General features: G+C 60.3%; 11 protein-coding genes. 2 read left to right on the forward strand and 9 right to left on the reverse strand.

The genetic code is table 11. The features are described 5' to 3' along the window. Positions 1–23: 23 nt before the first annotated feature. The 3 genes from NCT04_RS27140 to NCT04_RS27150 all read right to left on the reverse strand — a co-directional run bounded on the left by NCT04_RS27140 (position 24) and on the right by NCT04_RS27150 (position 2,594). On the reverse strand, positions 24–920 hold the full coding sequence (locus tag NCT04_RS27140; RefSeq protein ID WP_244829993.1) for a fructose bisphosphate aldolase: 897 nt from the start codon (positions 918–920) through the stop codon (positions 24–26). Between the two features lie 189 nt (positions 921–1,109). Then, entirely contained in the window at positions 1,110–1,526 is a 417-nt protein-coding gene (locus tag NCT04_RS27145) for a hypothetical protein (RefSeq protein WP_250468617.1), read from the reverse strand. Between the two features lie 198 nt (positions 1,527–1,724). Beyond that, entirely contained in the window at positions 1,725–2,594 is an 870-nt protein-coding gene (locus NCT04_RS27150) for an alpha/beta fold hydrolase (RefSeq protein ID WP_250468619.1), read from the reverse strand. 106 nt (positions 2,595–2,700) lie between these two features. On the opposite strand from NCT04_RS27150, the gene NCT04_RS27155 reads away from it, so the two are divergent. Continuing rightward, positions 2,701–3,552 carry a LysR substrate-binding domain-containing protein gene (locus NCT04_RS27155; protein WP_250468621.1) on the forward strand — a complete coding sequence of 284 codons (852 nt, stop codon included), beginning with the start codon at positions 2,701–2,703 and terminating at the stop codon, positions 3,550–3,552. Here NCT04_RS27155 and NCT04_RS27160 read toward each other — a convergent pair. From NCT04_RS27160 to NCT04_RS27175, 4 genes are all read right to left on the reverse strand, one after another. Continuing rightward, positions 3,530–4,591 (reverse strand): phytoene/squalene synthase family protein, encoded by a 1,062-nt coding sequence (locus NCT04_RS27160; protein WP_250468623.1) that lies wholly within the window; start codon positions 4,589–4,591, stop codon positions 3,530–3,532. The genes NCT04_RS27155 and NCT04_RS27160 overlap by 23 nt on opposite strands. 49 nt (positions 4,592–4,640) lie before the next feature. Further along, entirely contained in the window at positions 4,641–5,171 is a 531-nt protein-coding gene (locus NCT04_RS27165; protein ID WP_250468630.1) for a septal ring lytic transglycosylase RlpA family protein, read from the reverse strand. A gap of 156 nt (positions 5,172–5,327) precedes the next feature. Further along, positions 5,328–6,260 (reverse strand): UTP--glucose-1-phosphate uridylyltransferase GalU, encoded by a 933-nt coding sequence (gene galU / locus NCT04_RS27170; RefSeq protein ID WP_244829987.1) that lies wholly within the window; start codon positions 6,258–6,260, stop codon positions 5,328–5,330. Between the two features lie 101 nt (positions 6,261–6,361). Further along, complete coding sequence (locus NCT04_RS27175) at positions 6,362–6,514, reverse strand: hypothetical protein (protein ID WP_244829986.1); 153 nt, start codon at positions 6,512–6,514, stop codon at positions 6,362–6,364. Positions 6,515–6,731: 217 nt separating this feature from the next. Between NCT04_RS27175 and NCT04_RS27180 the strand changes: the two genes are divergently transcribed. Next, positions 6,732–7,868, forward strand: a complete 1,137-nt coding sequence (locus tag NCT04_RS27180; RefSeq protein WP_250469492.1) for an acyltransferase family protein — start codon at positions 6,732–6,734, stop codon at positions 7,866–7,868. Positions 7,869–7,924: 56 nt separating this feature from the next. On the opposite strand, the gene NCT04_RS27185 is transcribed toward NCT04_RS27180, so the two are convergent. Both NCT04_RS27185 and NCT04_RS27190 read right to left on the reverse strand, forming a co-directional pair. Beyond that, complete coding sequence (locus NCT04_RS27185) at positions 7,925–10,363, reverse strand: glycosyltransferase family 4 protein (RefSeq protein WP_502800708.1); 2,439 nt, start codon at positions 10,361–10,363, stop codon at positions 7,925–7,927. 23 nt (positions 10,364–10,386) lie between these two features. Further along, on the reverse strand, positions 10,387–11,898 hold the full coding sequence (locus NCT04_RS27190) for an oligosaccharide flippase family protein (RefSeq protein WP_250468640.1): 1,512 nt from the start codon (positions 11,896–11,898) through the stop codon (positions 10,387–10,389). Between the last annotated feature and the right edge of the window lies 1 nt (position 11,899).

The following is an 11,899-nucleotide window of genomic DNA, read 5'->3' on the forward strand; positions in this document are numbered from 1 at the left end:
CACGCCTCATTGCCACTGAAGCATCAAACCTTGTCGACCGATGCTTCGTAGATCTCGTCGATGGACTCGCCGAGCGTCGCGTTGAACTCTTCGTCGCTCATCGACTTCTTCAGTTCGTTGATAAGCGCGCGCGAGAAGCTCGCGATCATGCCGTGGTTCTTCGCCAGACGCTGGCATGCGTCGGTGCGCGTATAGCCGCCCGAAAGCGCCACCACGCGCACGACACGCGGATGCTCGATCAGCGGCGCGTAGAAGTCCACTTCATCGGGGATGGTCAGCTTGATCATCACCTGACTGGATTCCGGCAGCGCGTCGAGACCTTTCAGCAATTCGTCGCGCAGAATTTTTTCCGCACCCTTCTTGTCCGTGCTCTTGATGGACACTTCGGGTTCGAGAATGGGCACGAGACCGTGTCCGATGATCTGATTGCCCACTTCGAATTGCTGCTTCACGACTGCGGCGATGCCCTTTTCGTTCGCGTCCTTGATGACCGAACGCATCTTCGTGCCGAAGATGCCGAGCTTGACGGCGCGTTCCAGCAGCGCGTCGAGGCCGGGGTTCGGCTTCATGACCTGCACGCCGTCGGCTTCCGCTTCGAGGCCCTTGTCGACCTTGAGGAACGGCACCACGCCACGGTCTTCCCACAGGAACGCAGGCACGGACTTGCCATTTGCCTGACCGTCCATGGTGGCTTCGAAGAGAATGGCGCCAATGACCTTTTCTCCCGTGAATGACGGCGCGGTGATGATGCGCACGCGCATTTCATGCATCAGCTTGAACATCTCGGCGTCGCCGTTGTAGGCGTCTTCTGCAATGCCGTACTGCTTGAGCGCGCCCGGCGTCGAACCGCCGCTTTGATCCAAGGCGGCGATAAAACCTTGCTTCTCCGCCATTTGCGACAGCATCTTTTCGTTAGCCACGAACATTTCCCTCCTCAAAGTTCAAACACCGGAACGCGCGCGAGCACGGCCCGGGCTTCTGGTTCCACTACGGTAAGTGTAATGGTTTTGAGGCGCGACTTGACTGTGCATATCCGCCATTTCCCCTGCCACACACTCAAATCGAGGAGAGAAAAGGCGACGCGGCAGGGCTTTTGCGGCTCGATCTGCTCAAGGCGCAGCGGAGTTGAAGTCCCCGGCGTTCACGGGTTCGACCGCGCGTGCGCTTCGCCCGAGCATGAACGCAGCGCGGCGCAGGAACGATGGCGCGCCTTGCGCCGCCATGATTTCGAGGGTGGGTAATTCGGGCGTTTCTAAAACCGGCTGAGATTGCGCCTGTATTTTTTCAGGCGCTGGCGCTTTGACGTTCAAGAGCGCTTCACGCGCATTTGCGCAATGCACGTTCAGCAAGCGACGCATTTCCGGATTTTCGATGAGTGCTTGCGCCGTCGCGAGACCGCGCTCGAATTGCAGCGCATAAGCGATATCGGCGAAATTCTCGTATTGACCGCTATCGGCCAGTTCGAACGCCAATTGCTGGGTGCGCTGGCGCTTCCATACTTCGAGATCGTCTTGGCCCGTACTCACATTGGCCTCTTCTTGGCGATGAGGTGGCAATGATGTTAGCCCGAGACCCGCGCGTTTGCGTTGTCCCGCCACAACAAGCAGACAAAAAGTCGGACGATAAAAGCTTGCCTTCCATTACTTCCTTAGCAATGGCCAAAGATATTCTTAAGCGTGACTTTCGAGCGAACGAGCGTTCTTGCTAAAGAATCGCTAAGGAAATTACCAGGCACCGGCAAACGCCTGTATAGCGCGATTGAATGCGGCCGGGCTTGCCACGTTCATTCCGTGCGATGCCCCGGCAATAGTTTGCCGATCCGCGAATTCAATCCATTCCGCCAGCTTGTCGACGTTATTGCGGAACATGCGCGGGCTCTTTTGTCCGTCTATCAGCAAAGTGCGGCACTTGATATCGCGCGCGGCGTCGCGAGTATAAGCGGGCAAGGGATCGCGAAGTTGCTTCGGCACCGTAAGCGCGTTGTCTATCGCCATCCGTCGAAAAGCCGGCGTGCTCTTTTGCCAAAAGCCCGGCATGCTGACCGAGTCGACGAACAGTTCCAGCCCCGGCTCGATTTCGCCCATCTCGATGAGTTCCGCCACGCGCGTGCGCAAGGCGTTGGTCGCGGGCGGCAAGCTGGCGGCCGCAGGCTGCGGCGAAACCTGGAGCGGTCCGCCCGGGTCCGCGAGCGTGAGCGTCTTCACGAGACGCGGATATTCCCTTGCGAGATGAAACGCGACGCACCCGCCGCGCGAATGCCCGACCAGATGCACGGGTGCAATGTCGAGCGCCTCGATAAATTCCGCCATCTCCGCGACATGCGCTTCCCAGCTGAATTCGCCCTGCACGAAGGCATCGACGGCGGGCCAGTAGTGACTGAGACTCGGCGCGATGCAACGAAACTGCCTGGCAAGCGGCAGAATCTGCGCGCTCCAGTAGCGGTAATCGCAGAGCGAACCATGCAAGAACAGGAGCGGCTCGCCTTCTCCGCAATCCACGTAAGGCACGGAAATGCCGGACGCGGTCGTTGCGAAAGACGCTTCCGGCAAGGCTTGCAAGGCGGACAGTACGGCGGGATCGGTACGGGCGTTCATTGATTCGCTCCTTTCCCGCACTATGCCGTTCGCCAATTTAAAAGAAAATCGCATAATATTGATAACATCGTTCAGATTTTCTGATACCAAGTCGTCATACACAGGCATGAAAGCACTCGACCTCGATGTCCTTGCCATGATCGTCGCCGTCGCGGACACGGGCAACATCAGCCGCGCGGCGGAACTCGTGCATCGGTCGCAATCGGCCGTCAGCATGCAGATCAAGACGCTCGAAACCGCGCTTGGCAAGGCGCTATTCGTGCGCAAACCGCGCAGCGTGACGCCCACGCAAGACGGCGAAGTGTTACTGACCTACGCGCGCCGCATGCTCGCCTTGCGCGATGAAGCATGGGCCGCCGTCGTGCGGCCGGACGTGACGGGGCGCGTGGTGATCGGCGTACCGGACGACTACGCGTCGTCGCTGTTTCCGCCCATCCTCAAGAAGTTTTCGGCGACCTTTCCCAAGGTCGAGATTCAGGTGGTCGGCTTGCCGAGCGTGGCGCTTGCGCCGATGCTGAAAGACGGCTCGGTCGATCTGGTCTGCGCCACGCGCGTGAAAGGTCTGAGCGGCGAATTCCTGCGTCACGAGCCGATGGTCTGGGCCGCCGCGCCCGGGGCCACGGAAATCTGGCGCGAACGTCCCTTGCCCATTGCCGTGTTCCTGCCGGGCAGCGTGGCGCGCGAGAACGCCATACGCAGCCTGGAACGCGCGCGTATCGGCTATCGCACGTCGTACGAGAGCCCGAGTCTGCTCGGTCTCCTGACGATGGCCGAAGCCGGTCTTGCCGTCACGCCGCTTGCGAAGTGCGCTGTCCCCGCGCATTTCACGCTACTCGGTCAGGCGCAAGGGCTGCCGGAAATCGCCGCGCTCGAAGTGGTGCTGGCGCGCAGCGCGGCATCCAAACGGCCGCCTTGCGACTTCCTGGCCGAACGCATCATGGCCGAGCTGCGCCGTTGAGTGCGGCTTGGATGTCGCTGATCCTGCGTTCGGCCCACACCTTCAGGAGCCCATTCGATGCAACCAGAGGCATCGACGCCGCCATGATGCGATAGACATCGTTGCGGCGCACCTTGGTAATGCGCTCCGGGTCGAGCCATGCGTCGTTACGTTCCAGCAACACCAGCGTTTCCAGCCCGATCATGATCGGCCACAGGCACGCGAGCCGTAGCCGAATGGCGCTCGATGGAATCGCCATCGTGTAGGCCAGCGCGTCGCGATAGAGCGCGATGGTGGTTTGCAACAGCTCGTCTTGCACGGGACGCGCTTTATCGGACGCATCGGGCGCGAGCAGTTCTCGTGGCGCGATGCCATGACGCGCCAGCATCGACGAAGGCACATAGCAACGCCCGATACGCAGATCGCGCGCGCAATCGCGCAGCACGTTGGTCATCTGCAGCGCCTTGCCGAAGCGCACGCCGCGCGCGAGCATGATATCCGGCGCGGCCTTGAGCGTGCCCGGCATATGCGCGTAGGTCATCTTCGTCCAGAACTCGCCCACGCAGCCCGCGACGAGATAGGTGTAGCGGTCCAGTTCGTCGAATTCACCGAGCGCCGCGATCTCGCCCGAGGTTTCATCGGGGAACGTGCGCAGGTCGAACTCCATGCCCGTTGTGAGCGTGGCCACGATATCGCGCACGGCATCGCGGTCGGCCTTGCTCAATTGCGGCAGGATGGCAAGCGCTCCGCCGAGCGATTCGAGCAGCGCGCGTTCATCCGCTTGCGCTTGCTGGCCCGCTACTTCGCCGGCTATGCGGGCCAGCGCGCCATCGTCCGGTGCGCCGTTGACTTGCGCGCGCAACGACAGCAGCAATTCCAGACGAAGTTGCGGCGCGATGAGCGACGTATCCGCGATGGTATCGGCGGCGCGCGCAAGCAGATACGCCAGCGCGACGGGGTCGCGCATGCCCGCCGGAAGAATCCGCAGCGTCAGATAGAACGAGCGCGAAACGCTCTTGAGAAGCGGGCCGAGGAGGACTGCCCGGGTCGATTGATTCATGAGTGGGATCAGAGAGCGCTCAAGCAGGCGAGAGCGCATTGTATCCGGCTCAACGGTGCCTCTTGTGCCTTCGCCTCTTTGCCCGATGATGCACGGGCATGGCGACGGCATCATGCGCCGATACACGCTCGATCACCACTTGCGCCGTACCCGCGTGTTGCAGGCCGAGCAATACCGCCGCCGCAAACGAAAGATCGATCACGCGGCCCTTCTGGTAGGGGCCGCGGTCGTTGATGCGCACGACGACCGACCGCGTCTTCGCGGCATTGCTGACGCGCACGTAAGTGCCGAGCGGCAGCGTGAGATGCGCGGCCGTGAGCGCGTTCACGTCGTAAGCCTCGCCGCTCGCGGTGGGGCGGCCTTGGAAGGCGTCGGCGTAATAGCTGGCCATGCCGATCTGGAAGGCATATGCCTTCTTGGCGTGCACATGCTTCGCGTGCGACACGGCCTTGTGTAAAGCATGATGCTTGCGTGCTGGCTTGACTGGCCGATGTGAAGTCCATCCGCACAGCAACACGCAAGCGCCGATGGACACGATCCAGGCCAATAGCCGGCGCGCATGGAATGCGCGGACCTGCATGGGCGATCTACTCCATGAGTTACCGATTCGTGGATCGGATCGCCCTTAACGCCCTCTGCTTTTTAGCGTTGACCTGCCTTCCTTGGATATGACGCTTCTTTACAGGACTACGTTTGCCTTACGATGATCATGATTCGTCATTCGAACTATTTCCAATCACAGCGAATCCTGTAGCGATTCCGCATGCGTCATCGGTTCGTCCTTTGTTTGCGGCATGAGCGCCCATACCGCCGCACGCAGATACGCCTCAAAGTCTCCGCGCACTTCAGGATGTTGCAAGGCCAGTTGTACCGTCGCTTTGAGATACCCGAGCTTGCTGCCGCAGTCGAAACGCGTGCCGTAGTAGCGATACGCCAGCACCTGTTCGACCGCGAGCAAGGAGCCGATAGCATCGGTTAGCTGAATCTCGCCGCCCGCGTTGGGCTTCGTCTTGCGCAGATGATCGAAGATGCTCGGCATCAGCACGTAACGCCCGACCACGCCGAGATTGGAAGGCGCAAGCGCGGGCTGTGGCTTCTCGACGACACCCGACAACTTGATGACGTCCTCTTCCCATTCGCGCCCTTCGATCACGCCATACGACGCGCTTTCCTCGCGCGCAATGCGTTCCACACCGATCACCGAGCTGTGATAGTGGTCGAATACATCGACGAGTTGCTTCATGACAGGCTCGGCGCCGTGCAGCAGATCGTCGGCCAGAATGACGGCGAATGGTTCACCGCCGACGAGCCGTTCCGCGCATAGCACCGCATGACCCAAGCCCAGCGCGGCCGGCTGGCGCACGTAGAAACAATCCACGTTCGCGGGCTTGATGCTGCGTACCGCATCGAGCAGAACCGCCTTGTTGCGCGCTTCCAGTTCCGCTTCGAGCTCATATGATTTGTCGAAGTGATCCTCGATTGCGCGCTTGCCCCGACCCGTGACGAAGATCATCTCCGTCATGCCCGCAGCAATGGCTTCTTCCACCGCGTATTGAATGAGCGGCTTATCGACCACTGGCAGCATTTCCTTCGGACTCGCCTTGGTGGCTGGCAAAAAACGTGTGCCGAGACCTGCAACTGGAAATACGGCCTTGGTCACTTTAAGCATGACTGCTCCTCCAGATCGAAACCGGAAAATTGACGTTGTCCCCGCGCTGTTTTTCTTGTGAATTCGCCCGCACTGGCGGCAGGCTTCGAGCGTTGCGCACGTTACTCCGCTTCCTCCATCTGCGATGCCTGCGCATTGTTGGAGCCCTTCTTGCGGAAGGGATCGAGAGGGTCGTTGCGCAACGCGTCGCGGTACGCGGACGCCGCCACGAGTACCAGCAGCACGGCTATGCCGGCGACTGCATGCATATCCATGATCGACACCCATTCGCCTGTAGATGAGGGCTCACCGTAGCAGAAAAAAATCGATAAATAATTCGCCCGCTTTAAGCCGTTACGCTGCCTGCTTTCTTAAGAAATGCGCCGAATTTTTTGCTTAGGCACGGATTTCTTGCTGCTCTAACATGGGCCGATCCCTTCGGCTCCTTAAGGTTAAGCGATGAGCGACTCCCCGGCCTTCGACGAAAGCGGCATGGCGCTGCGCACTTCCGCGCGCAATTCGAACGCTATCGCCGACGATAAAGACGTCGCGATCAACGCATGGCGTGGTGTCGCCGCGTTGCTGGTCGCGTACTTTCATTGCAGGCAGGTTACGTGGGTCGGCATGCAGCAGTTTCATCGCGCTTCGCCCGCGTTCGACCTCAACACAGTCGTCAGTTACCTCACGTTCCCTGTCGCCTGGGGATCGGCCGGTGTGCCGATTTTCTTCATCATCAGCGGCTATTGCATTCATCGCGCGATGGCGCGGCGCCTGAATGCCGACCCGCGCGCGCCGTTCGACGGCTTGAATTTTCTGCTACGGCGGTTCGTGCGGATCTATCCGGTTCTGATTGCCGCGCTGGTCCTGACGTTCGTGCTGGATTCGCTTAGCGTCGGCTTTGAGCCGGTAAGCCGCAAGATCAATCCCTTCGATCTTCATGCTTTTCTCATCAATCTCTTTTCCTTGCAGGGAATCGCGGGCAAGACGTTCGGCTCCAATGGCGCCTTATGGACGCTCTCCGTCGAGGTGCAGTTCTACCTCGTATATCCGCTCGTGATTGCATTGCGGAGGCGAATCGGAATGCCGGCGGTCGTCGGCCTTGTCGCTGTCGTCAACATCGTGTCGGCGCTCGTCTTCGAGCGCCAGCAGATCGTAATCTTCACGTCCTACTGGCTTTCATGGATGCTTGGAGCATGGATCGCCGAAGCGAAAGCGCGCAACGTGCGCGCACCGAGGCGCTCGGGAGTCGTGGCGGTTGGCATCGCGCTATGCGGATGCGCTGCCTTCGGGCTTGCGCAATATCTGGCGTTTCAGCTTTGGGCGCTGGCGTTTGCCGTTTATTTGTTTGGCGCATTAGATCGGCCCATGCGTGAAGGCGGCCCAGTGCGCGTGTTTTCCGTGCTCGGCGAGTTCAGCTTCTCGCTTTACGTCGTGCATCTGCCCATTTTCGTGCTGCTTGGGTCCGTGCTTTTTCATTCGGTCTTGCAAACGGGCATCTGGGCCTCGTTTGCTTTTACCGCCATTGCAGTTGTGGTTGCCGCAGCGTTCTATGCGCTTGTCGAGCGACCCGCCATGGCCTGGGCCGCAAGATTGAAACCTGCGAAGACACGCGTTCGCATTGCGCGTTGATAAAGCGCCAATAAAAAAGCCGCCTCGAAAGGCGGCTTGATCGAAGTTCGAGTACCTCAGCTACGCTCGCGCTTCTTCGCCTTCGCCGCCACGTCTCCAAGGATTCTCTCGACGCTCTCGACGTATCGCTCGGTCCCGAATCTTTTCGTTGCGTGTACGAAGCCGCTTTCGGTCAGACGGTCACGAAGCGGTGAGTCGTCCTTGAGGCGATCCAGTACGCGCGCCAGTTCGGCGGCATCGCCGGGAGCGCAGAGCAGGCCGTTCTTGCCATCGTCGACGATATCCGTCACGCCGCCCGCACGCGTCGCAACAACGGGCCGTTTCGACAACATGCCTTCGATGATCACGCGGCCAAACGGCTCCGGCATGATCGACGTATGCGTGACCACATCGACCGCTTTCATGCACGCGGCAATGTCATCCTGAAAGCCGAGAAAATGCACGCGGTCCGCAAGCCCGTGTTCGAGTACGAAAGCACGCAGCTCGGCCTCGTACTCGTGTTCTCCAAAAAGCGCCGCGCCAACCAGAACGGCATGCATCTCCGTGCATTCGCGCAACGCTTCGAGCAGTACATGCTGACCCTTCCAGCGTGCAAGACGGCTAAAGCATCCGACGAGAAACGCATCTTGCGGCAAGCCGAACCGTGCTCGCAACTCATGCTGCGCCACCGTTTCGATGCTAGTGAAAGGCTCCGCCGATATGCCGTTGAACACGACATCGAGCCGCTCCTCGCGCAAACGCGTGAGCGCCGTGACCGCGGCCGCCGATGCCGTCGAATTGGCGATGACATGTTCGAGCATGAGCTTGGTGCACCACTTGATGATCGAAAGCTGCGTCCGCCCGAAGTGGTCCTCGCTCACGATATCGCGCAGATGCCACACCACGGGGCGCCGCGAGATCAGGCCGGCGATGGCGCCGATCACCATCGCGCGCTGCGTGTTGACGTAGATGACATCGGCATTGCGCGACTTTTCGAGCGTGCCGCGCAGGAGCTTGACGACGCCGCCCACCACGCCCGCGCCGGGACGCGTCATGCCGTCCTTGCGAACATTGCCGAGCGCTTTGCCGTCGAGCACGTCTACCTTGATGCCGACCGCTTCCAGCGCAATGCGAAACGGACCATCGTCGAAAAGAACCGTCTGCACGTCGCCGCGCATGTTCTTCACCACTTCGAGCATGGAGAGTTCCGCGCCGCCAAGCGAGCCGCTTTGATCCACGGCAAGCACGCGCAAATCGCTCTTTTCTTCGACCTGAACCTCGGGCTCGGCCGGCAGCGGAGGAAGAACGAAGCGCGGCGCCACGCGTGCGACATGCGCATGGAACTGCTCCCTGAAACGCGCGTTGGAAAAGCGCTCTGCGTTCTTGCGACAGTCGGCTGGCTTGAACGTCACCGTCCCGTCTTCGAAGGCCTCGACAGCATCCACGATGGCGTCCGCCGACTGCTCCTGAAAGAACATGCCCGTGGGCTCGGCCTCCGACGCATCGCGCACGGTTTCCAATGCGCCGCCCTTGCCATAGGCAATCACTGGCGTGCCGCACGCTTGCGCTTCGACCACCGAGATGCCGAAGTCTTCTTCCGCCGCGAAGACGAACGCTTTCGCGCGGCGCATCTTTTCGTGCAGCACGGAGAACGGCTGATACCCCATGATGCGCACGTTGGGCGTAGCCTTCGCACGGATCTTCGCCATGTCCGGGCCCTCGCCGATCACGACGAGCTTGCGCTCAGGCATCTGCGCGAATGCCTCGACGATCAGATCGATCTTCTTGTACGGCACCATGCGCGACGCCGTTAAATAAAAATCGTCCTTTTCCTCGCACACGTTGAACGCGGCGACATCGACAGGAGGAAAGATCACTTGCGACGAACGCCGATAAACCTTGTGGATTCGCCGCGCAATGAAAGCCGAATTAGCGATGAAATGATTCACCGAATTCGAGGTACGTATGTCCCAGCTACGCATGTAATGCAGCGCCATGCGTGCGATCAGCGACTTCATGCCCGCAGTGAGATTCGACTGCTTGAGATACTGATGTTGCAGGTCCCATGCGTAGCGTATGGGCGAATGCACGTAACTGACGTGCACCTGATCGGGTCCTGTCAACACACCCTTCGCTACCGCATGGCTGCTCGACAGAATGAGGTCGTAGCCGGACACGTCAAGCTGTTCTATCGCGAGCGGCATGAGCGGCAAATATGCGCGATAGCGCTTCTTCGCGAAGGGCAACTTCTGGATGAACGAGGTCTTCGCCTGCTTGCCGCGCAAGAACCCTCTGTCTTCGAGGAAGTCGACGACGCTAAAAATATCCGCGTCCGGAAAGCACGCGATCATCTGTTCCAGCACACGCTCCGCGCCAGCGTAGGTCACGAGCCAGTCATGCACGATAGCGATACGCGGTACACCGTTCGCACGCGCGATACTGCGCTCGCGACGCGGCACCGGCGTCATGGCTGGCGCCGGCTCGTGCAGGAAATGACGCGCTTTCGCGGTCCCCATGAACGCGTCTTCGATATTTGTTTTCATGCGTCACTCCTCGCCTTCAACGGTAAATGATTGCGTCTTCCAAAACGCGCGCCGGCCTTGCGTAACACTGCAAGCAAAAACGCACGCAAGGCCGGCCGCGTCACCACGGACCATCCCGCATCGACGAGTGCGAGCAAGGCGGCTGCGGATATTGCATAGAGCGGATGCGCCAGGGCATCGATCAGATAGCCAAGCACCAGCCCCGCGAGCAGAAACGCGAGATGGGCAAGCATGTCGAGCGCAATCGGGGTTGCGCGCACACGGGTCAGCCACAACAGCACCGCGTAGTCCGCAAGCGCTCGCAGGGCAACCACGCTTGCGGCGCCAACCGGTCCGTATCGTTGAATGCCGAACCATAGGAGCGCCACGAAGAACGGCAACTGGAAGAGTCCTGCACGTGCAGCCGAAGCGGGGTTGATCTTCGACTGAATGAGGATGCGCGTGACGCTCGCCTGACCGACGAGCCATACACCGATCACGAGAATGCGGCCTACCGGCGCGCTTGCGATGGCGAGATCAGCGCCGATCCACACATGCAGGAACGGTTCGAGCACGAGCATCGCGAAGATCGCAAGCGGCGTAAATACGCCATTGAGGAATTCGAGCGATGTCGCGGCCATCTTGCCGGCGTCGCTGCGATCGATCGATGAAAGGCGCGGAAATAGCGTGCGCACCATCGCGTTGGGCAGCATGTTGAGACGCGTGACGAGGTTCTGCGGCACCGTGTAATACGTGACGAAACGCGCGCCGAGATGCGCGCCGAGCAGAACGCGATCGAGCGAATCGGTGAGCATGGAGGTCATCGTTGAGACCAGCATCCAGCCGCCGAAGCGGAAGAGTCCGCCCGTAACGGCACGCTTCGGCCAATCGATGCGGCGTATCGCCAGCAGCTTCAGACTCGCTCTTCCAAGCAGAATGGCCGCGAGCAATCTCGCGACGACCGCGGCAGCCAGCACCGTTTGCAGATTGGCCGCGATGAACCACGCAGCACCGAGCGGCAGCAACTGGAACAGGAAAGTGCCGAAGGTCTGATTGGCGTTATAGATGCCGAAGCGTTCCATCGCGTTGATCGCGCCAGCAAAAACCCACGACACATTGGCAATGGGAATGGCGAGCGCGAGCCACGGCAACGCGCGATAAACCTCATGCTGCAAGGCCGGTGCGGAGTGCGCCACATACGCCGTATAGAGAAACGCGCCGAAGTAGATGGCGAGGCCGCCTGCCACGCCCGTCGCGAAGTTGAGCCACACCGCGCTCCAGAAGACCTGCGCGCGCTGTGCCATATCCCCGGCCGCATGCGCTTTCGCTATCTGATGTTGCGCGGCCATGCTCATGCCGAGATCGAGAATCCCGAAGTAGCCGATCAGCGTCCATACGAGACTGATCACGCCATAACGCTCCACGCCTACGAGGTGGATATAGGCAGGCACCGTTGCAAGCGATACGAATGTCGGCAGGATCAACCCGACGAAGTTGATGCCGACGTTCCTGACCATGCTCTTTTCCATC

Source organism: Caballeronia sp. GAFFF2 (genome assembly GCF_023631485.1).
GTDB lineage: Bacteria > Pseudomonadota > Gammaproteobacteria > Burkholderiales > Burkholderiaceae > Caballeronia.